The 21240-nt window shown below is 40.0% G+C and carries 19 protein-coding genes and 1 pseudogene; 14 read left to right on the forward strand and 6 right to left on the reverse strand.

The annotated features are described in order from the left end of the window. The first annotated feature begins 51 nt into the window (after positions 1 to 51). The 6 genes from dprA (at position 52) to RU86_RS01595 (ending at position 6149) form a co-directional block, all read left to right on the forward strand. Positions 52 to 915: a DNA-processing protein DprA gene (gene dprA, locus RU86_RS01570; RefSeq protein WP_096813717.1), complete on the forward strand. Its 864-nt coding sequence runs from the start codon at positions 52 to 54 to the stop codon at positions 913 to 915. Positions 916 to 1154: 239 nt separating this feature from the next. Further along, positions 1155 to 2408 (forward strand): phosphoribosylamine--glycine ligase, encoded by a 1254-nt coding sequence (purD, locus tag RU86_RS01575; protein WP_096813718.1) that lies wholly within the window; start codon positions 1155 to 1157, stop codon positions 2406 to 2408. Beyond that, positions 2401 to 2895, forward strand: coding sequence for a 5-(carboxyamino)imidazole ribonucleotide mutase (gene purE / locus RU86_RS01580; protein ID WP_096813719.1), 495 nt, complete (start codon positions 2401 to 2403; stop codon positions 2893 to 2895). The genes purD and purE overlap by 8 nt, the downstream gene beginning before the upstream one ends. Further along, complete coding sequence (gene purK / locus RU86_RS01585; protein WP_281252115.1) at positions 2888 to 3958, forward strand: 5-(carboxyamino)imidazole ribonucleotide synthase; 1071 nt, start codon at positions 2888 to 2890, stop codon at positions 3956 to 3958. Before purE ends, purK begins: the two co-directional genes overlap by 8 nt. Positions 3959 to 4105: 147 nt before the next feature. Further along, complete coding sequence (gene purB, locus RU86_RS01590; protein WP_096813720.1) at positions 4106 to 5398, forward strand: adenylosuccinate lyase; 1293 nt, start codon at positions 4106 to 4108, stop codon at positions 5396 to 5398. Positions 5399 to 5534: 136 nt separating this feature from the next. Beyond that, positions 5535 to 6149: an NUDIX hydrolase N-terminal domain-containing protein gene (locus RU86_RS01595; RefSeq protein WP_425435886.1), complete on the forward strand. Its 615-nt coding sequence runs from the start codon at positions 5535 to 5537 to the stop codon at positions 6147 to 6149. 156 nt (positions 6150 to 6305) lie between these two features. Here RU86_RS01595 and RU86_RS01600 read toward each other — a convergent pair whose 3' ends face one another. Continuing rightward, complete coding sequence (locus RU86_RS01600) at positions 6306 to 7262, reverse strand: LacI family DNA-binding transcriptional regulator (protein WP_096813722.1); 957 nt, start codon at positions 7260 to 7262, stop codon at positions 6306 to 6308. Between the two features lie 439 nt (positions 7263 to 7701). On the opposite strand from RU86_RS01600, the pseudogene RU86_RS12460 reads away from it, so the two are divergent. The 6 genes and pseudogenes from RU86_RS12460 to RU86_RS01625 all read left to right on the forward strand — a co-directional run. After that, a pseudogene (locus tag RU86_RS12460) lies at positions 7702 to 7977 on the forward strand (PTS sugar transporter subunit IIA); the annotation flags it as partial. Positions 7978 to 8160: 183 nt separating this feature from the next. Beyond that, positions 8161 to 8637 (forward strand): PTS sugar transporter subunit IIB, encoded by a 477-nt coding sequence (locus RU86_RS12465; protein ID WP_425435887.1) that lies wholly within the window; start codon positions 8161 to 8163, stop codon positions 8635 to 8637. A gap of 15 nt (positions 8638 to 8652) precedes the next feature. Then, complete coding sequence (locus RU86_RS01610; RefSeq protein WP_096813724.1) at positions 8653 to 9483, forward strand: PTS mannose/fructose/sorbose/N-acetylgalactosamine transporter subunit IIC; 831 nt, start codon at positions 8653 to 8655, stop codon at positions 9481 to 9483. Positions 9484 to 9496: 13 nt separating this feature from the next. Continuing rightward, the gene (locus RU86_RS01615) at positions 9497 to 10327 is read left to right on the forward strand and encodes a PTS system mannose/fructose/sorbose family transporter subunit IID (protein ID WP_096813725.1); all 831 of its coding nucleotides are present in this window, start codon (positions 9497 to 9499) and stop codon (positions 10325 to 10327) included. Positions 10328 to 10409: 82 nt separating this feature from the next. Beyond that, positions 10410 to 12080 carry a glycoside hydrolase family 13 protein gene (locus RU86_RS01620; protein WP_179296170.1) on the forward strand — a complete coding sequence of 557 codons (1671 nt, stop codon included), beginning with the start codon at positions 10410 to 10412 and terminating at the stop codon, positions 12078 to 12080. Between the two features lie 117 nt (positions 12081 to 12197). Beyond that, positions 12198 to 12950 (forward strand): MurR/RpiR family transcriptional regulator, encoded by a 753-nt coding sequence (locus tag RU86_RS01625; protein ID WP_179296171.1) that lies wholly within the window; start codon positions 12198 to 12200, stop codon positions 12948 to 12950. A gap of 99 nt (positions 12951 to 13049) precedes the next feature. Here the strand turns inward: RU86_RS01625 and RU86_RS01630 are convergent, their stop codons facing one another. Next, positions 13050 to 14636 carry a sucrose-6-phosphate hydrolase gene (locus tag RU86_RS01630; RefSeq protein ID WP_096813727.1) on the reverse strand — a complete coding sequence of 529 codons (1587 nt, stop codon included), beginning with the start codon at positions 14634 to 14636 and terminating at the stop codon, positions 13050 to 13052. Positions 14637 to 14730: 94 nt separating this feature from the next. Between RU86_RS01630 and RU86_RS01635 the strand changes: the two genes are divergently transcribed. Both RU86_RS01635 and scrK read left to right on the forward strand, forming a co-directional pair. Further along, the gene (locus tag RU86_RS01635) at positions 14731 to 16674 is read left to right on the forward strand and encodes a sucrose-specific PTS transporter subunit IIBC (protein WP_096813728.1); all 1944 of its coding nucleotides are present in this window, start codon (positions 14731 to 14733) and stop codon (positions 16672 to 16674) included. 303 nt (positions 16675 to 16977) lie between these two features. Further along, the gene (scrK, locus tag RU86_RS01640) at positions 16978 to 17859 is read left to right on the forward strand and encodes a fructokinase ScrK (RefSeq protein WP_096813729.1); all 882 of its coding nucleotides are present in this window, start codon (positions 16978 to 16980) and stop codon (positions 17857 to 17859) included. A gap of 91 nt (positions 17860 to 17950) precedes the next feature. Here scrK and ntdP read toward each other — a convergent pair whose 3' ends face one another. The 4 genes from ntdP to RU86_RS01660 form a co-directional block, all read right to left on the reverse strand. Then, entirely contained in the window at positions 17951 to 18478 is a 528-nt protein-coding gene (ntdP, locus tag RU86_RS01645; RefSeq protein WP_079506625.1) for a nucleoside tri-diphosphate phosphatase, read from the reverse strand. 71 nt (positions 18479 to 18549) lie between these two features. Then, entirely contained in the window at positions 18550 to 19416 is an 867-nt protein-coding gene (locus RU86_RS01650) for a metallophosphoesterase family protein (RefSeq protein WP_096813730.1), read from the reverse strand. Positions 19417 to 19491: 75 nt separating this feature from the next. Further along, the gene (locus RU86_RS01655) at positions 19492 to 20628 is read right to left on the reverse strand and encodes an MFS transporter (protein ID WP_096813731.1); all 1137 of its coding nucleotides are present in this window, start codon (positions 20626 to 20628) and stop codon (positions 19492 to 19494) included. Position 20629: 1 nt separating this feature from the next. Beyond that, entirely contained in the window at positions 20630 to 21046 is a 417-nt protein-coding gene (locus RU86_RS01660) for a MarR family winged helix-turn-helix transcriptional regulator (RefSeq protein ID WP_096813732.1), read from the reverse strand. Positions 21047 to 21240 lie beyond the last annotated feature (194 nt).

The following is a 21240-nucleotide window of genomic DNA, read 5'->3' on the forward strand; positions in this document are numbered from 1 at the left end:
TGCAAGCAATTGCAGTTTTTTTTCGTATAAAATAGAGAGAGGGTAGGGCTTATGACTAATTTTGATATGTATCGTTTAAAAAAAGCAGGGATGAGTAATTTAGTGCTAAATCAGTTTTTAGACTTTATCAGCAGTGTCGCGTCAGATGATAGGCAGCATCCGATGCTTTTACTTTTACCAAAATTTATCCGACAAGCTACTATGAAACATAAAGGGTTATTTTGGGAAAGGTTCAAGCAGTTAGATATAAAAGCTTTACGACAAGAATTTTTAAGGTTCCCATCATTCTCTATCTTAGACAAGGTCTATCCTGAGTATCTTAGAGAGATACATAATCCACCAGTATTACTCTTCTATCAAGGAGAGATTAATTTATTGGTACATGAAAAACTTGGTTTTGTAGGTAGTCGTGACTGCAGTTCGCAAGGCATGACAAGTGTTCGAAAAGTCATTAGGGAATTGGGGAATCAGTTTGTTGTGATCAGTGGATTGGCACGGGGAATTGATACTGCCTGTCACCTTGCTGCTATCAAAAATGGGGGCAGGACGATTTCAGTGATTGGGACCGGTTTGGATGTCTCTTATCCTAGAGAAAATTGGCAGCTTCAGTCATTTATCGCCAAAAATCATCTGATTATCACAGAGTATGGGCCAGGTGAGAAAGCATTAAAATATCATTTTCCAGACAGAAATCGGATTATAGCAGGTCTCTCTAGGGGTGTTGTCGTGACCGAGGCTAAATGCCGCTCAGGCAGTTTGATTACCTGTGAGAGGGCTATGGAGTCAGGACGTGATGTTTTTGCCATACCTGGAAATATTTCTGATGGCTTGTCAGATGGATGTCATCGGTTAATTCAAGAAGGTGCTAAGTTGGTCTATCAAGGTAAGGATATTTTATCCGAATACACCTATTAAACTCAGTTACTTCACTGCTGTAGCATGTATCTAAACCCCTTATAGAAGATGAGCTAAAATTTATTTAATCTTGACTTTTCTGATCGATTTTGCAGTTATGATTGGCACACGTTAAGTTCTTGTCAGACATCTAAATCCGAACGTTATCCGTGTAAATCAAGTAATTTGTCTGTGATTATCTCATATTTTTTGGGAATAGTGATAGAATAAGACCAAATAGGGTAAAGGGGATAACAACATTGAAATTACTTGTAATAGGCTCGGGTGGACGTGAGCATGCGATTGCTAAGAAATTACTTGATAGTCCTGAGGTGACAACAGTATATGCGGCGCCAGGGAATGCTGGTATGAAGCGTGATGGGATTGACACCGTTTCAATCGCGATAAGTCAGCATGATGAGCTGATTCACTTTGCAAAATCAAATGCGATCACCTATACATTTGTTGGTCCAGATGATGCCTTGGCTGCAGGGATAGTTGATGCGTTTGAGCATGCTGGCTTGACTGTATTTGGACCGACTCAGGCTGCAGCAGAGTTGGAGTGGTCAAAAGACTATGCTAAATATATCATGAACAAGTATGATATCCCGACAGCTGACCACAAGACATTTAGCGATTTTGATGCTGCTGTCTCATATATCGAGTCAAAAGGTGCACCTATCGTTATCAAAGCTGATGGACTGGCCTTAGGTAAGGGTGTTGTTGTTGCTGAAACAGTTTCTGATGCGATTGACTTTACGCGTGATGTATTGACAAACGATAAATTTGGCAAGTCTCGTGTGATTGTTGAAGATTTTCTTGTTGGCGAAGAATTTTCACTGTTCGCTTTTGTAAAAGGTGATCGTTTCTATATGATGCCGACTGCCCAGGATCATAAACGTGCCTATGATAACGATAAAGGCCCGAATACAGGCGGTATGGGTGCTTATTCCCCTGTACCACATATTGCACAGTCAGTTGTTGATACGGCCATTGAGATGATTATCAGACCAGTAGTTTCAGGTATGGTCAAAGAAGATAGATCTTATACTGGTATTCTTTATGTTGGCTTAATCATCACAGCTGCTGGGCCTAAAGTCATCGAGTTTAATGCAAGATTTGGTGATCCAGAAGCGCAGGTCATTTTACCAAGATTGACATCTGACTTTGCTGTTAATATGCTGGATTTGTTATCTGATAAAGTCCCTAGCTTTTCTTGGCTGACTAGCGGCGTAACGCTGGGAGTTGTTGTTGCAGCTAAAGGCTATCCAGGAGACTATGAAAAAGGTGTGGCATTACCTGAAAAGACGACAGGCGAGATCACGACTTATTATGCTGGTGTAGCTGAAAATGATGCGTCGACCCTTGTGACAAATGGTGGTCGTGTCTATCTACTTGAGACGACAGCTGACACAGTTGCAAGTGCACAAGATATCATTTATCAGACATTAGCAGTGCAAGATACAACAGGACTATTTTACAGAACTGATATAGGAGACAAGGCACATGTTTAATCAACCTAAAGTAGCTATTATAATGGGCAGTAAATCCGACTGGGAAACGATGAAAAAGGCCGCAGATGTACTTGATTTATTTGGGATGCCTTATGAAAAAAAAGTCATTTCTGCACACAGAACACCTGACTTGATGTTTGACTTTTCTGAAAAAGCACGTGGTCGTGGCATTCAAGTGATCATTGCTGGTGCAGGCGGTGCCGCGCACTTGCCAGGTATGGTTGCAGCCAAAACGACACTTCCTGTCATTGGTGTGCCAGTTAAATCGCGTACTTTAAATGGTGTAGATTCACTTTTGTCGATTGTCCAGATGCCAGGTGGTGTACCAGTTGCAACCATGTCCATAGGTGACGCTGGTGCACAAAATGCTGGCTTATATGCGCTCCAAATCCTCACACTCGCAGATGATGATTTAGCTAACCGTATGGCCAAGTTCCGAGAAGATCAGATGCAGACTGTTATAGAAAGTAGTGACCAACTTGACTGAGACTAAGCCTGAAATCAAAACAATAGGGATTATTGGCGGTGGACAGTTGGGACAGATGATGGTCATATCAGCTATTTACATGGGCTATAAAGTGATCACCTTAGATCCCGATCCCACTTGTCCAGCATCTCAGGTGGCCCAACAGATTGTTGCGCCTTATGATGATGCCGCAGCGATTGCTGAACTAGCTGAGCGTTCGGATGTCTTAACCTATGAATTTGAAAATGTCTCAGCAGATGCATTAGCACCTTATGAAGCTAAACTGCCACAAGGATTAGACTTACTACGCATCTCACAAAACCGAATTTTAGAAAAGGCATTTCTAACACAGGTAGGGGTAAAAGTGGCGCCTTATACTGTCATTAATTCGCCAGCAGATTTAGCTAATCTTGATTTATCGTTTAAACATGTTGTCAAAACAGCAACAGGCGGTTATGATGGGCATGGACAAGTTGTTGTCGAGGGCGTTGAAGATTTGGCACGCGCAGAGGTACTTGCTAGCCATCAGCCTTGTGTATCTGAGGAGTTTGTAGACTATTTAAAGGAAATATCGGTCATTATTTCTGGTAATGGGACGTCATTTTCTGTCTTTCCAGTCTGTGAAAATGAGCATCGTCAAAATATCCTTGATAAGACGATCATGCCAGCTAGGATATCAGCCTATTTGGAAAAAGAAGCGCGACAAATCGCTTTGAAAATAGCCAAATCCTTAAAATTATCGGGTACCATGTGTGTAGAGATGTTTGTCACACAACATGATATTTTGGTGAATGAAATCGCACCCCGTCCTCATAACTCAGGTCATGCAACCATTGAAGCCTGTGATTTTTCTCAGTTCGACTTGCATATCAGAGGGGTTCTAGGACTAAAATTACCTCAAGTTGTCTTACAGTCACAAGCAGTCATGTTACAAGTATTAGGACAAGATATGTCAGCTGCAAGGGAATTTGCACAAGAAAATCCTAGCACACACTTGCATTTATATGGTAAAATTGAAGCAAAGGAAAATCGTAAGATGGGTCATATCACGGTATTGACTGATGATTATACGGTTCACTTGTAAGGGGAAATCAGCTTGTTTGGCTAGGTCATCTAATAGATGACAGTTGTCCTATCCTAAGATGAAACCTGAAAATGACTTATATGGGGTACACTTGCCTACTTTTTTAGTAGCTAAGTGTGCAAAAAAAAAGAAAAGGAACAATAAAACATGTTAGAACGTTATTCTCGCCCTGAAATGACTGCTATTTGGACTGAAGAAAACAAATATCAAGCCTGGTTAGAAGTAGAGATTTTAGCCGATGAAGCTTGGGCAGAACTTGGTGAAATTCCTAAAGCAGATGTTGCTAAAATTCGAGAAAATGCGACCTTTGATGTCGCACGTATTCTAGAAATTGAAAAAGAAACGCGTCATGATGTTGTGGCCTTTACCCGTTCTGTCTCTGAGAGTCTTGGAGAAGAACGTAAGTGGGTACACTATGGTTTAACCTCTACGGATGTCGTAGATACAGCTTACGGCTATCTATTTAAACAGGCTAATGATATTTTGCGTGCAGATTTAGATCGCTTTACAGCAATTATTGCGGATAAAGCACGTGAACATAAATTCACAATTATGATGGGACGTACACATGGTGTTCATGCTGAACCGACGACCTTTGGGTTAAAACTTGCGACTTGGTACTCAGAAATGAAACGTAATATTGAACGTTTTGAGCATGCTGCTAAAGGCGTTGAAGCTGGGAAAATTTCTGGTGCTGTTGGTAACTTTGCCAATATCCCACCATTTGTTGAGGCTTATGTTACTGAAAAACTTGGTATCACAGCACAAGAAATTTCGACGCAAGTCCTGCCTCGTGATTTACACGCTGAATACTTCTCTACTTTAGCGATTATTGCGACGTCTATCGAACGTATGGCGACAGAAATTCGTGGCTTACAAAAGTCAGAGCAACGGGAAGTTGAAGAATTTTTTGCCAAGGGGCAAAAAGGGAGTTCAGCTATGCCGCATAAACGTAATCCAATCGGTTCTGAAAATATGACTGGTCTGGCACGCGTGGTACGTGGACATGCTGTCACAGCATTTGAAAATATCGCCTTGTGGCATGAACGTGACATCTCACATAGTTCTGCTGAGCGCATTATCACACCAGATACAACGATTTTACTGAATTATATGTTAAACCGTTTTGGTAATATCGTCAAAAACTTGACGGTCTTCCCTGAAAATATGGTTCGCAATATGAACAGCACATTTGGCCTGATTTACAGCCAACGTGTTATGCTTAACCTAATTGAAAAAGGGATGACTAGAGAAGCAGCTTATGACTTGGTACAACCAAAAACAGCTTATTCTTGGGATAATCAAGTTGACTTTAAACCGCAACTATTATCAGATGAAAAAGTGATGTCAGTACTGACTGAGGCTGAAATCGATGAGTTGTTTGATCCGACCTACTATGCAAGTCGTGTTGATGAGGTATTCACACGCATTGGCTTATAAGCTAACTAAGAAAAGGATCTGAACGGATCCTTTTCTTGTATATCCCAAAATAAGATGAGACAATGGATGTGGAAACTAGTGGATATGGGTTTATTAACTGGGTAGATACTTAAAATACGGACAAGATAAGGAGCAGCTGATGACAGAAGAAGTGGTACTGACTTTACAGCGCATGCTCGCGATTACGGATACAGGACTTGTATTTGGGTCTGACGCATTTGATAAAGCGCGCTATGCTGAATTACGGGATTTATTAGCAGGATTGATTGAACAAACTGCCCTGCTAGATCGATCTGAAGTGACAGACTTGCTACGTCCTGTAGGGCATTATGCGACGCCCTTGATAGATACTCGTGCTTTAGTAGTCAATTCTGCTGATGAAATACTACTGGTTAAAGACCGCCATGATGCGACTTGGGCGCTACCAGGAGGCTTTGGCGAAGTTGGGATATCAGTAAAAGAAAATATCTTAAAAGAACTAAAAGAGGAGGCTGGTGTCGAGGCTAAAGTTGACCGGTTGCTTGCTGTTTTTGATAGTAATAAGCACCAATTACAAGCGACTCAATTCTTTAAGCTGTGCTTTTTATGTACAGCCCTAGCGACTGAATTTGAACCTAATACCGAAATCACAGAGGTTGCTTATTTTGCCATAGATCAGTTACCTGACTTGTCTACAAAACGGATTACACGACAACAACTAGAGATACTGATGAAGCGTTATAAAGCAGGTGGTCAAGTCTACTTGGATTAACACCGAAACGTCTTGAACAATTCTGTCTGCTTATCTGAATAAGTAAGAAGATAGCTAGTAGCCAGCGATGTTACCCATATCCAAAAGTCTTTTGTTTAAGAAAAGATGCGGATACAAAAAATCGCTTTTCCAAATAAGATTGGACAAGCGTTTTTTTTATGGTTTCAGCGTAACAGGTAACACATAGGTATCATCTGGTTGAAAGGTATCATCCTCAATTTTTTTAATCAAAATAGCAACAATCAAATCTGCTAAGGCTTCTATTGGTTGGACGATTGTTGGCAGACTAGGAAAATAATTTTGAATCATTTGTGTGCCATCATAGCCAATTACCTTAATTTCAGAAAGGTTAAGCTCAGCAGCAACATCTTTCACCATAATGGCTGTCAGATCATCGGTACAAAAAATACCATCGATTGTTGTAGACTTAAGCAACTGCACAATACTCTCTCTTTTATCTTCTAAGGCATTTTCTCTAATTAAATAGTGAATCAGCGGTGTCAGATTGAGTTCAAGCATTTTATTTTGATAGCCTAATAAACGATTTTGTGTTGGACTTTTGGTATCTGAAGAACCGGCGATTAATGCAATTTTACGGCAGCCTTGTTCGTGGAGATACGCAACGGCAAGTTTGCCACCAGTCAAATTATCAGAAGAAATGATTGGGATGCCGTCAGCTAGATAACGGTCAAATGCGACGATCGCCAGATGACTGTTCTCATATTCTTCAACTTGTTTGTTGTGCGAACTAGTGATGATGCCATCAACTTGGTTTGCCATGAGCATGGTCAAGTACTCACGCTCTTTGATGGGATTATTTTCACTGTCGCAGAGAATGACCTTATAGCCTAGAGAGAATAGCTTTGATTCGATGGCATGTGTAATCTCACCATAGAAAGGTGTCGCGATTGTTGGGAAAATAAGGCCAATCAATTGTGATTTTTTGCCTTGTAACGATCTAGCCATTGCATTGGGTTGGTAGTGTAGTTCCCGCATTGCACTATGAACGCGGTCTATCGTTTTTTGGGAAAGGGAGCCTCGCATGTTAATGACTCGGGAAACAGTTGTTGGTGTGACACCAGCAATCTTTGCAACATCTTTTAAATTTGCCATGAGTTAATTAATCGCGTCATCTTATGACACAATTTATCCTTATATTTTTAGTGTACGGTATGATTAGTGGCCTTTGTTAGCAACATAATTTACTGGTATGCCTATTCCATAACGCGTTAGTAAAGCGTCATCCTAATAATAAACTAGTCAGGAAAACTTGATGCGTTAAGTAAGTTGACACTTTTATACTTGTCCCTATTTTACCATTTTTACCAGTGATTAGACAGCACCAACTAATCAGGACTTATCCCAATTAGCTAAGTTATTTTAGTTATGGTAAGTATGTGGGAAATTTCCCTTAGTCAGAGACCTAGGTTCATTAAGGGGATAGGAGAACAAGATATCCAAAATCTATTGTAAGGGTTTGCAAATGTTAGTATAATCATCTGTGTAAAGGCTTACAAAATAATAAGAAAAGGTAAGAATAATGAAAAAATTTATGGTTGCAAGTCATGCAAGGCTTGCTACAGGTTATCAATCAACGATTGACTTATTTGCTGGTAGTGATCATCAGATCACCTATGTCAGTGCCTATGTCGATGAGGTTGATCTAGATCAAGAGGTCACTACCTTTATCTCTAGTATATCTGACGATGATCAAGCAGTGATTTTTACAGATTTGTTTGGTGGCTCGGTTAATCAAAAGTTTGTGATTGCAGCACAAAATAAGACAAATATTTTTGTCGTAGCTGGTATGAACTTGCCAGTGATTTTGGAAATTATACTCAGTCCGGATAACTTTAGCCGTGACGTGATTGATAACTTAATTGCTAATGGTCGAACGGCTATGCAACAAGTCTATTTGATCGATGAGGAAACTGGACAAGAAGCAAGACCAAAAGAAACTGTCCCAGCTGTTCAGCAAGGTCAAGCTAGCCAAGTGAATCAAAACACTGGTATCATTGATGCACTACGTGTAGATGAGCGTCTCATTCATGGGCAGATTGCCATGGTTTGGAGTCGTGCGCTAAACCTAGATGGTATCGTTGTTGCCAATGATGAGGCTGCAGAAAATGAGTTACAGCAAAAAGCCTTGAAGATGGCAGTGCCAAATGGCATCAAAGTAATCATTAAGACACTGGATGATGGGGTGAGCTTATTAAAAGACAAGCGAGCTAGCGATATGAAGTTGCTCGTACTTGTCAGAACGATTGGGGATGCCTTATTTCTAGCTAAGCAACTAGATAATATCGGCTACCTTAATATTGGTAATGTTGGAAAGTCAGTTCAAGGTGATAAACAGACACTTACTAAGTTTGTCATGCTGACGACAGATGAGCTGACAAATCTTAAGGAATTAGTCACAGTCTATCCTGAAACGGCGTTGCAAAACTTACCTAGTGATGTCAAAGAACTTGCCAGCAAGTATATATAAGAAAAGAGGCGTGTTATGTTTCAAGCAATTATTGTTGCGTTAGTTGTATTTTTAACTGTAGGTGGCCAGGAACTTTTAGGCTTTACCATGATAGGGAGACCGATTGTTATTGCCCCATTGATTGGGTTATTACTGGGAGATATAACGACGGGCTTACTCGTTGGTGCTGCACTAGAAACAGTCTTTATGGGTGTGGTTAACATCGGTGGTGCCTCAAGTGCTGAGCCTGGTCTTGCTGCAGCCCTTGCAACAGCCTTCGCCATTCAAATGGGTGGGCGCGTTGAGGTTGCCATCGCTTTGGCGGTACCGCTAGGAATTATTGGTCTCCAAATCAAGACGATTCTATATGTGCTAGTTGTTGGACCATTTGCTGCAAGATTTGATAGACTCGCAGCAGCAGGAGATGCTACTGGTATCAAAAAACTTCACTTTGGTCTTTGGGGCTTACAATGGTTCCTATACGCCTTGATTCCATTTTTTGCCTTATTAGTTGGCTCAAAGGCAACTCAAAAAGTATTAGAAATGATTCCTGATGTTATCTTACATGGTCTATCTATAGCCGGTGGTTTACTGCCAGCAGTTGGGATGGCGATGTTGATGAAAATTCTTTGGGATAACAATGTCTCTGTCTATTATTTCCTTGGTTTTCTGATTATCGCATATTTCAAGGTACCACTTATTGCAGTAGCAGTGATGGCTGTGATTATCGCAATCGTTGTAGCACAAGGGGATATCTCAAAAATGAAACTCGAAAAGGAAATTGCTAAAAAACTATCAGGTTCTGGTGCTGTAGATAGCTCAGGGATGACTGCTAGTGAACTTGAAAATGAAGCATTCTTTAGTTAAGAAAGGAAATCACATGGCAATCACATATAAATCACTGCCAAAAGCAGAAAAAAAATTAATCAAATCAATGTATTGGCGCTCATTTACGCTCTATAGCGCAGTGACGCCTGCCAAGCAAGGTGCATCTGGTGTATCCTATACGATGCAACCCTTCATTGATCGATTTTATAAAAACCGTGAAGCAGATAGAAAAGCTGCCATGGTACGTCACATGTCCTATTTTAATACCAATGTCGCTATGTTTCCGTTTATCATGGGGATCACGGCATCTATGGAAAAAGAAAATGCTGAAAAAGATGACTTTAACCCAGAATCAATTAATGCCATCAAGACATCTCTGATTGGCCCACTTGCAGGTATCGGTGACTCCGTATTTTGGGGAGTACTGCGCGTGATAGCAGCAGGAATTGGTGTATCACTGGCGCAAGCAAATAATTTTATGGCACCAATTATTTTTCTCCTTTTATTTAATTTACCAGTACAACTTGTTCGCTGGCAGGGTGCAAAATTAGGCTATACTTTGGGCGCAAGTTATATTTCAGATCTATATGAATCGGGTATGATCAATGTCTTGACCAAGGGTGCTACTATAGTCGGTCTGGCAATGGTTGGTGCCATGACATCAAATATGGTATCACTGCAACTTAAGTGGAACATGGTACTTGATGGGAAGACAATCATGAAATCCCAAGAGATGTTGAATCAAATTTTTGTTGGGTTAATTCCGCTATCAATCACCTTGATCTGTTTCTGGCTTCTAAAGAAAAAGAATATGTCAATCAATATTTTAATCTTCAGCATTATCGGACTAGGGATTCTTTTGTCGGTATTAGGGATTGCTTGACAGATGCAGGTGATTGACAAATAGGCAGTCGTGATAGCACTGCGCGTGACAGCAAGAAAAGGACAAAAAGAAAGCGAATAGTATGACTAAAAGGCAAGAAAAAATAGCCGAAAAATGGTGGAAAAATGCAGTTATTTATCAAATATATCCCAAGAGTTTTAATGACACAAATGGAGATGGGATTGGTGATATTGCGGGGATCATCGAAAAAATACCCTATCTAAAAACATTAGGTGTAGATGGGTTGTGGATCAGCCCCTTATACCTGAGTCCACAAGTGGATAATGGCTATGATATCACGGATTATCGGGTCATTGATCCCATGTTTGGGACAAATGAGGACATGTATGACTTGATTAAGTTAGCACATGCAGCAGGTATCAAAATCATTATGGATTTTGTCGCGAATCATACCTCAGACCAAGCTTTCTGGTTTCAAGAGTCACGCAAGAGTAAAAACAATTTTTTCTCGGATTTTTATATCTGGCAAGATGCCAAACCAGATGGGTCAGAACCCAATAATTGGGGCTCAAACTTTGGTGGATCTGCTTGGACATTTGATGAAATGAGACAGCAATACTACTTGCATTATTATGCGGCAGAACAACCAGATTTGAATTGGGAAAATGAGATTGTTCGTGAATACATCTACGACATGATGCGTTTTTGGAAGTCAAAGGGTGTAGATGGGTGGCGAATGGATGTCATCACCTCTATTTCAAAAGATCTATCCTTTCCTGATAACGTCAAAAATCTTACCACCTCAAATCAGCAGAATGGGCCACGGATGCATGAATTTATCCATGAAATGAATCGCCAAGTTCTAGCACCTTGTGAGATGATGTCTGTCGGAGAATCTCCTGCGGCTAAAGCCTCAGATGCACCAAGCTTAGTTAGTCCTAGTCGACAGGAACTGGATATGATTTTTACCTTTGAGCACATGCATATTGATCGGAAACCAGGCGATGTTAATGGGCGTTGGGCGCTTCAAAAAAGAGATTTAGTCTCACTTAAGCGCATCCTATCTGATTGGCAGCTGGCGCTTAGAGATAATGGCTGGAATGCCCTGTATTTTGAGAATCATGATCGGGCACGTGTGATTTCGAGGTGGGGAAATGATACCACTTATCGATATGCCTCAGCAACTGCCTTTGCAACGATCTTACATGGTCTGCAAGGGACACCTTATATTTACCAGGGTGAAGAAATCGGTATGGTGAATGCTGACTACGAGTTGTCGGAATATGATGATATAGAGCTTCACGGAAACTATGAGCAGTATGTGGTACAACAGCAGACGATTTCTCATGATGCCTTCATGCAAGCAGCCTATAAGGTCAGTCGTGATCATGCTAGGACACCGATGCAGTGGTCGGATGACAAACATGCTGGTTTTTCTGACGGACACCCTTGGCTGAAAGTTAATCTACGTTTCCCTGAGATAAATGTTGCCAAGGATCTAGCAAGTAAGCAGTCTATTTTTGCTTATTACCAAAAGCTCATTCAGCTCAGAAAATCAAGTGACTTATTGTTAGAGGGATCTTATGAGTTACTCCTACCTGATGATGATAATTTATTCATTTATAAAAGGAGTTGGCAGGGTGAGACCTGGTTAATTGTCGCTAATTTTTCTGAGGAAATGCACTCTTTTCCATTAGCTACTGCATGTTCAGAAATCATCTTGACCAACTCGGACAGACAAGATCTTTCAGGCCAATTGAAACCTTACGAAGCATTTATTGCTAAGCTTTAGGCAAGTCTTGCTGTCTTAAGTCGATATAGATCGTCATCATATCATAAAGGGATGTGTCACACTGACGCATCCCTTTAACTGCTTATATGACTTAGCGGTATGTGTTATACTAGAACTATGAATCTTGAAATCCTTATTACACAATCACAAAAAAACCTTAGCGACATGGATTTAGAGATTTTAGCCTATGTTGTTAAACATCAAAAACAAGTTCAAAATGCAAATATTATTGACCTATCAAAGGCTGTTCATGTCAGCAAATCTTCTGTTTTACGAATGACCAAGAAATTGGGTTTTTCAGGGTATACAGAGTTCAAGTATTTTTTAAAGCAATCGGATAATGATGACAAAGTTGCGCAGACCACAGACTTGATCGAGTTACAAGAAAAAGATATAGAAAGTACCTATCAATATCTTAAGGTAACTAATTTTACACCGATCTGTCAGAAAATAGGTGAAGCAGAGGCCATCTTCTTTTTTGGGACAGGTTATGCGCCACAACGGCAACTTCAGGAATTCTGCAAGTCCTTATCACTAGTTGGTAAACGTGTCGTCTTTGTACCGACCAAGGCAGAACTGGATTATGTGATGTTAACCATGACAAAAAAAGATTTATTTCTGATTGCATCCTTGAGTGGTGAGACAGAAAATTTACGAGAAAATTTTGCTTGGCTCAAGGCCCAAAAAGTGCCGATATGTGCCATAACAGCATTCAGTGCAAACTATATGTCGACAATGGCAGAATATGCTTATCATTACTACCTAACTCCGTTTTATGTGGCAACCCACCATTTTACACATAAGTCCTATGTCGCACTTGACTTATTACTTGACTGGATTTATCGAGACTACTTGATTTTTTTAAACTAGTAAGATAAGTTTGCCATAAACTGAACGGTCAAAAATAACCCCCTCATTTTTTCTAGAAAATGAGGGGGTTATTTTTAACTTACTAAGTAATTAGTGCATTTATTTTTTCAACTGCCAGAGAGTTGCTGTGATATCAGATTTAGCGGCTAGATAGGTATTTTCAGGTGCTGTGAAAATCCGACTAGACATGACTTTTTCACCATCATTTACAAAAATCTCAAGTGATGACGTATCAGCAAATAGATTCAGTTTGACAGTACCTGTCGTATTATCAAAAGTTGTTGAACGCGTATTACCGTAACTTTCAGCCCAATTAATTGGTAGGTGCTCTCTGTTTAGCGTGAGCGTGCCATTTAGCATATCAACTGTTAAGCTAACATAGCTTGTTTTATCAGCATTAGCAAAGAGGTAAAGTTCATTATCTGATGTTATCTCAAGCTCAAGCTCATAACTATTTGTCGGACTAGCTATTGGCATATCCAAAAGGGTAATCTGCTCTTGGTTTTGGCGTAACGAGAGGGTTTCAGCTACGGGGTACTGGTAGAGTTTGCCATTTTTCAAGGTCAGTTCCTTGACCAGACTTAGGATACCTTGCCAGCCATCTGCTAGTGACGGATCATCGAGATCAGGAAGGCCTAACCAAGAACTTGCTAAAACACGACCATCAGGTGCGTTGAAAGCCTGTGTGGCATAGACTTCAAAGCCATCATCTAGATTATGAAGCGCACTTGTGTTGGTCAAACTGCTTGCTTCTGGATCAAATCCATCAGCGATGACATACATATTTGGAAAGATATTATCATAGGCACAGACTGCTTGATCAAGTCCTTGTGGACAGAATAAAAGGACAGGTGTTTGCTCGATGAAGACAAGATTAGGGCATTCTATCATATAGCCCATATCCTGTTTAGTGAAGGCAAGTTGCTTACTATACTCCCAAGAAGTGAGGCTGGCATCATTAGCATGTGCTAAAACTACTGCACCTTGTAGCTCAGCAGTCTGTGCACCGATGATGGCATATTTGTCACCCTGATAATCAAAAATCATCGGATCTCTGAAATGATCAGTGTAGCCTTTTGGTGTGGTCAATAGTGGGCTAACAAATTTCTTAATCTCACCAGAGGCTGAATAAGTGGCACCATTTTGATAGGCTGCTCTAGATTTATCAGCGCCCCGCGTATTCCCTGTGTAGAAAAGAAATAATTGGTCATCAGAAAGTGGCAGTGCTGATCCAGAATAAGCCCCGTGTGAATCATAAACAGTATCAGGGAAGAGTTTTAGCCCCTCATCTTGCCAATGTATCAAGTCAGTCGAGGTCATAAGACCCCAAGATTTGAGGCCATGTACAGGACCATAGGGAAAGACTTGATAGAAGAGGTGGTATTTGCCATTAAAGAATGAGAAGCCATTTGGATCATTTAATAAACCAGTTTTAGGTTGAATATGGTAGGTCGTCTTATAAGTAGATGCAGCGACACTAGCCGTAATCTCATCCGTATAGGCTTTATCATAGCTAGCATACGAGCGATAGCGTTCAGGAGACGTCCAAGGTAGGGTGTAATCTGTTTTATTAGTCATATCCAAATTATAGGCTAAAAAGTTTTTTATGTCAAACGCTTGACATACTTTTGAAAACGGTTTATAATTAAAAATGTAAACGGTATCAAACGTTTGATAATTATTCATAAGACGCAATTATTTCAGCCTAGTCTCATGCTTGTACAACTAAACCTTTGTATAGATAGACAAGCGTGATCACTCACAGTTTAAAGGAGATCTCATGAAACATAAGGAAGTAGCAAAAAGAATCGCTGCAGCACTTGGTCCAGACAACCTGGTAGCAGCAGCACATTGTGCCACTCGTCTGCGTTTAGTATTAAAAGACACGTCTAAAATTAATCAAGCTGCACTGGATGATGATGATGATCTTAAAGGCACTTTTGAAGCCAATGGTCAATATCAAATCATTGTTGGTCCTGGAGATGTGAACACGGTCTACAAAGAACTTGTTGCCATTACTGGTGTTGGTGAAGTCTCAAAAGATGAGTTGAAAGAAGTTGCCAATACTGAAACAAATCCGGTCATGAAACTGATCAAAGTCTTATCAGATATTTTTGTTCCCTTGATTCCTGCCTTAGTAGCAGGTGGTCTATTAATGGCCTTGAATAATGTCTTGACTGGTGCTGGATTATTTGGTCCCCAATCAGTTGTTGAAATGTTTCCAGGTATCAAAGGCTTTGCTGAAATTGTCAATCTAATGGCCTCAGCACCATTTGCCTTCCTACCAATCTTGATTGGTTTCTCTGCGACAAAACGTTTTGGTGGTAACCCATATCTAGGGGCTGCAGCAGGTATGATGCTAGTGATGCCTAGTCTAGTAAACGGTTATGGTGTTGCAGAAGCATTGGCAACAAATAAAATGCCTTACTGGGATGTCTTTGGTTTCCAAATTGCACAAGCAGGTTATCAAGGTCAAGTGTTGCCAGTTATCGGTGTCGCTTATATCTTAGCAACACTTGAAAAATTCTTCCATAAACATTTGAAAAATGCGGTTGATTTTACTTTCACACCGATGTTAGCAGTTATCATCACTGGATTTGTGACATTCGCTATCGTTGGTCCAGCCCTAAGAGCTGTATCAAACGGTATGACAGATGGTTTAGTATGGTTAGTCAATTCACTTGGTGGGTTTGGTTATGGTATCTTTGGTGCAATCTATTCTGCCATTGTATTGACTGGTTTACACCAATCATTTCCAGCTATCGAGACGACTTTATTAGCAGATATAGCAAAAACGGGTGGTAGTTTCATCTTCCCAATTGCGTCTGCAGCAAATGTGGCACAAGGTGCAGCATGTTTTGCAATCTTCTTGATTACTAAAAACCAAAAACAAAAAGCATTAGCTTCTTCATCAGCTTTCTCTGCTATGCTAGGGATTACAGAACCAGCTATGTTTGGGGTTAACCTTAAATTGAAATTCCCATTCTTTATTGGACTCGCAGCATCTGGTGTTGGTGCCGCATTTATGGGCTTCATGGGCGTTCGGAGTGCATCCCTTGGACCTGCTGGTATCATTGGGTTCATCGCAATTAATCCTAAATCTATCCCTATGTTTATGATCGGTTTAGTGATCAGTATTGCGATCGCCTTTACAGCAACCTTCTTTTATGGCCGAAAACAACTGGAATTTGCTGCAGATGCACCTGTAACAAACACAACTGCGCAAGAAATAAATGAAACACCAACACCAGCTGGTGTTGCGAATGAAGAAATTTATTCACCAGTTCAAGGTCAATTAGTGAAACTTTCAGATACCAAAGATCCGGTATTCTCAAGTGGATTGATGGGTAAAGGGACTGCGATCGAACCAACAGTAGGTGAACTTTATGCACCAGTCACAGGGGTCTTAACCTTTACAAATGAGTCTAAGCATGCCTATGGCATTCAAACCGATGCCGGTGCCGAAGTGCTACTTCATATCGGTATTGATACTGTTCAAATGAATGGTGAAGGCTTCACAACTGCTGTTAAACAAGGACAGATTGTTAAAAAAGGTGAGTTACTCGGTACCTTTGATATTGACAAAATTAAGGCTGCAGGATACGCGACGACAGTTATGGTGATTATTACAAACACCTTAAGTTATGCTGAAGTAGAAGCAATTGATGAGCAGACTGTTACGGTTGGTCAAAAGATTATTGCCTTAACAGAGACGACTAAGTGATCATGAATCAATCTAAATTTTAGGATGTAGATCATGAAGAAAAGGGTTGTATGATAAAGTACAGTTACATATAAGTATTGCGTCAAAGTCATTGTGCCATAGGCATAACTGATGTTGAATGACTTATAAGGTAGCCTAGCTTTATGACAGCTTTTTTTGTCGTCTTGATAGATGCGTAAGTGACACAAGTTAACTCAAAAAAAAGACAAGTAAGTGCGGTTATTTTTTTCAAGATATGATAAAATAAAGGAAACCGTTTTCAAATAGAAAGGATGAGTTGTCCGACAACTCAATAGACAAAAAATGAGCAATTTATATGGTAGTATCGAAGCAGGAGGCACAAAGTTTGTCTGCGCAGTCGGAAATGACGCCTTGATGATTCTTGAGAGTGCAACTTTTCCCACAGATAAACCTGAGGAGACACTGCAAAAAGTAATTGATTTCTTCAAAAAATTTGAAGGGACGCTTGTGGCGATTTCTGTCGGTAGTTTTGGGCCGATTGATATCGATAAAAAGTCTAAGACTTACGGATTTGTGACGACGACACCCAAACCGAATTGGGGAAATTTTGACATGATTGGGTTCTTGCAAGCACAACTGGATTTACCGATGTTCTTTACGACCGACGTTAACTCATCGGCCTATGGGGAAAAGATACTAGATCAGTCTCTTAATAGCCTAGTTTACTTCACGATTGGGACTGGCATTGGTGCTGGTGCAATTCAAGGTGAGGATTTTATCGGCGGTATTTCTCATGCTGAGATGGGGCATATGTTTGTTAAACGTCATCCCGAAGATCTAGATTTTGCAGGTGTTTGTCCTTATCATGGTGACTGTTTAGAAGGGGTGGCAGCTGGTCCGTCTTTAGAAGCGAGAACTGGCGTGCGCGGTGAAGCCATTAGTCTAAATTCGACTGTATGGGATATTCAGGCTTACTATATCGCCCAAGCAGCTGTATCTGCGACCTTGACTTTACGACCTGAGAAGATCATCTTTGGTGGTGGTGTCATGGCCCAAGAGCATATGATGACGCGTGTTAGAACAGAATTTGCTGCGCTACTAAATGATTACGTCCCTGTTCCTGACTTAACTGAGTATCTGCAAGTTCCTGCTATTGCCAATAATGCGTCGGCAACTGTCGGTAATTTTGCACTTGCCAAGCGAGAATATGACAAGGCTAACTAAACGCAATAACCCCAGTCAGAAGATGCCTTCTGACTGGGGTTATTGCTATCGTATTATCCAAAAATAAAAAAATAGACACCATAGTTGAGGTCTATTTTAATTGCCGATAACGGTCGTACCAAATAGAAACGTATTCTTTAGAAAATGGTCCTTTGCCTTCATTTATCCAATCTACTAAAATCTTAACATTTTCTTTTAAGATAAAGTCAATATCGTCTGGATAATTCATCTGACGTTTATGTCGCTCATATTCCTCGACATCTAACAATTTTTTTTCACCATCAGCAAACACTTTGACATCAAGATCATAGTCGATATACTTAAGGGCTTCATTGTCAAGTGTGTAAGGACTAGCCAGGTTACAGTAGTAACTCACACCATTTTCGCGAATCATAGCGATAATATTAAACCAGAATTTCTTGTGAAAATAAACAATAGCAGGTTCGCGGGTTACCCAACGTCTCCCATCACTTTCTGTCACAAGCGTGTGGTCATTTACGCCAATAATCGAGTTTTCGTTAGTCTTCAGCACCATCGTATCGCGCCAAGTACGATGCAAGCTTCCGTCGTGTTTATAGCTTTGAATCGTAATAAAGTCGCCTTCTTTGGGGATTTTCATCATCCTACCAACTTTCTAACATTCAAAGATCTCATTAAAAATTATACCATTTTATTTGAGAAATGTCAGATTTAAAGATGGAAAATCGTGAATGAGGCGCGTAGTTCATCAGCGAAGTGTTCGCGTAGATAGCTATCAAATTCTGCCGTTTTTTTGGCTAAATTATAGCGCTTGTGCAGATTATAGCTATTCAGGTGTTTATATTGTGGAAAATCAGAAAAATAGTGATGCGTTAAGAGCCACTCACGTTTATAGCCCAATGGGTGGGATTGGTAATGGATACCATCAACTGTCCTGTCATAAGAGCGATGGTTGTGGCCGAAAACGACCTCCTTTATCCCATGCTTGAGAAATAAGTGGTGAAAGGACTGCGCCCCTAAAAAAGCATTAAATTTGACAAATTTGGGATGGGTCATGACAAAAGACTGTTCAGGGACAAAGTGCATGGCAACGATGAGATTGGCTTTTTGGCTGGGGGTCAACGTACCCAGCAGCTCATCAAGCCGTGATAGGTCACGCTTAGTAACTGTGATATCATCTGCCTCTCGCTTTATCTTGCGGTCAAACCAAAACGTATTTTTAGTACGCAAGTTTTGCTCGTAGCTGACATCAGGACAAAAAGAATAATCATACCAACCAGCAAAACTGAGTAAGTGTTTGTTGCCAATTTTCCGAATTTGAAAATCGTGACTATCTATTTCTGATTCAGACATCGCTAACATATCATGGTTACCCAGATTATAAGATACTGTGAATTCCTTGGCCAGACGTACTAAAAACGGCTTTGATATTGCATCAAAGTCGTTTGAAATATCACCAGCTAGGTGGATATCAGTGATGTTTTCAGATAGCAAAGTTTGCCTTAAAATGGCCTCATATTGCGCATCAAACTGATTGACATCAATATGTAAATCAGACAGTATGGCTAGTTTTTTCATGACATAAGTATAGCATAATTTATCGTTTAGCCTGATGCTAGAGGTTTTGTAAAAGTAGTATGAATTAGCTACTATCTATCCGTTGCTGGCTGTTTTTTTTGAGAAATCAAGCATGGCAATACCTAGTAAAATACCTAATAAGATGATTGACATGAGAAAGGGATTATCTTGATGGGATAAGCTGCTCATAAATGCAATCAAAAATGGCGAGACGAATTGGCCTAGAAAAATCATCGCTTGTCCGATACCTAAAGTAGAAGAAGATGGATGCGTTAGTGTGGAGATGAGTTGGTGGTTAAAGCAAGGAAGCCCCCAGCCCAATCCCCAGCCGCTAAACAGTAGGCCAAGAATAAATAAAGGTAAGGTTTGTGTCAAGCTGAGTAAACACATAGATATGAGAAAAAGCCCAATTAAAATAAGTTCTTGTATTTGACTATTTTTTCTGCCAGGAAAGTAAGAGAAAATCATACCCGAGATCACGCCGAATAATGACGTGATCGCCATCAAAATACCGATTATCAGAGTCCCTTGTTGTTGGAAGTGATCATGCATATAAAAAGCTAAATTAGTTGGAATGGTAAAATAAATGACGGTTAATAAGAACATTTTAAGCCAAATACGCACCACATTGTAAGACACCTTTTCTTTAGTCGTCTGTTTAGGTGAGTTGACTTCATGTTGGTCATTTGGTAAAAATAAATAGATTGTCACAAGACTAATGATTGCTAAGAGATAAATTAAGAAAACAAGTTTCCAGTCCTTATTTGAAACAAGTCCAGCATAAATAACGGCAACGACTGTACCAAAATTATTTAATGCACTGGCATAACCCAATAATTTTTTCTGTATTTTTCCTTCAAAGTTTGCTTGAATTAGGCCGATGGTGTGGGGGACAAGTAAACTCAAGCCGATACCTAAAAGAATTCTTGATAAAATAATGATAGGAAAGGTTGGCCAAATATAAGGCAAGGCCCCTAAAGCATATAAAAATAGGCCACCTAGTACTTGTGTTTTTGTTGTTACCTTTCGAGATAGTTTGGGCTGAACAAGTTGCCCTAAAACGACACAGATTGATGGTATTGTGATAAGAGATTTAAGCCATAGGTTTGATACGGTAGGAAAAGTCTGTGAGATCTCTGATAGTGAAGGGGAAAGTGCTGCCCCAGCTAGTAATGGGAAAAATGATAGCCATAAAATCGATATTTTTTTCATGTTAGTCCTCCACCTGCTTAATCGCAATATCTAACAAGTCAAGTAGTGTTTTGTATTGGGTTTCAGTATAGGCTTCAAATAGATCGTGATTTAACTCAGTGATGCGTTGTCTAATTTTTTGCGCGATCAGTTGACCTTGATCTGTTAGATAGAGTGAGTAGGCACTTTTATTGTGCTCATTTTCCTGTCTTACGATATATCCCATTTTGCTATATTTATTGATAATTCTAGTCAATAAGCTTCGCTCAACACGTCTTTTTTTTGCTAAAAAAAGTTGTGTACACCCAGGATTTTCCGCTATCGTTAAGAAAATATTGTAGTCTTTACTACTAATCCCAATCGTTTGTCCCCATTTATGTTGATCAGCAATCAACAAATCATTAAGATAGGTTATTTTTTTGCCTAAGTCTTTTTTCATATTTCTCTCCTTTGTTGCTATTTTATACCAAAGTGTTTACACTGTCAACACTTTTGTTTGCATGTACCTCTATTTTTAACGAGTAACTTAAACATATGATAAGTGCAAAACAAAAGAGCAAAATAAGGTATAATATAAACAGGAGACAAGTCGTCAAAATGATACTTGATTTTTGGGGATCGTATGAAGGACTT

It is taken from the genome of Pseudolactococcus piscium (assembly GCF_002441695.1).
GTDB lineage: Bacteria > Bacillota > Bacilli > Lactobacillales > Streptococcaceae > Pseudolactococcus > Pseudolactococcus piscium.

Bases quoted from the DNA above. Each gene is read 5' to 3' on its own strand.
- RU86_RS01600 (WP_096813722.1), bottom strand. From the start codon at position 7,262: ATGGCAAATTTAAAAGATGTTGCAAAGATTGCTGGTGTCACACCAACA.
- RU86_RS01610 (WP_096813724.1), top strand. From the start codon at position 8,653: ATGTTTCAAGCAATTATTGTTGCGTTAGTTGTATTTTTAACTGTAGGT.
- dprA (WP_096813717.1), top strand. From the start codon at position 52: ATGACTAATTTTGATATGTATCGTTTAAAAAAAGCAGGGATGAGTAAT.
- RU86_RS01625 (WP_179296171.1), top strand. From the start codon at position 12,198: ATGAATCTTGAAATCCTTATTACACAATCACAAAAAAACCTTAGCGAC.
- scrK (WP_096813729.1), top strand. From the start codon at position 16,978: ATGAGCAATTTATATGGTAGTATCGAAGCAGGAGGCACAAAGTTTGTC.
- RU86_RS01655 (WP_096813731.1), bottom strand. From the start codon at position 20,628: ATGAAAAAAATATCGATTTTATGGCTATCATTTTTCCCATTACTAGCT.
- RU86_RS01635 (WP_096813728.1), top strand. From the start codon at position 14,731: ATGAAACATAAGGAAGTAGCAAAAAGAATCGCTGCAGCACTTGGTCCA.
- purE (WP_096813719.1), top strand. From the start codon at position 2,401: ATGTTTAATCAACCTAAAGTAGCTATTATAATGGGCAGTAAATCCGAC.
- RU86_RS01630 (WP_096813727.1), bottom strand. From the start codon at position 14,636: ATGAATAATTATCAAACGTTTGATACCGTTTACATTTTTAATTATAAA.
- RU86_RS01650 (WP_096813730.1), bottom strand. From the start codon at position 19,416: ATGAAAAAACTAGCCATACTGTCTGATTTACATATTGATGTCAATCAG.
- ntdP (WP_079506625.1), bottom strand. From the start codon at position 18,478: ATGAAAATCCCCAAAGAAGGCGACTTTATTACGATTCAAAGCTATAAA.
- purB (WP_096813720.1), top strand. From the start codon at position 4,106: ATGTTAGAACGTTATTCTCGCCCTGAAATGACTGCTATTTGGACTGAA.
- RU86_RS01615 (WP_096813725.1), top strand. From the start codon at position 9,497: ATGGCAATCACATATAAATCACTGCCAAAAGCAGAAAAAAAATTAATC.
- RU86_RS01660 (WP_096813732.1), bottom strand. From the start codon at position 21,046: ATGAAAAAAGACTTAGGCAAAAAAATAACCTATCTTAATGATTTGTTG.
- RU86_RS01620 (WP_179296170.1), top strand. From the start codon at position 10,410: ATGACTAAAAGGCAAGAAAAAATAGCCGAAAAATGGTGGAAAAATGCA.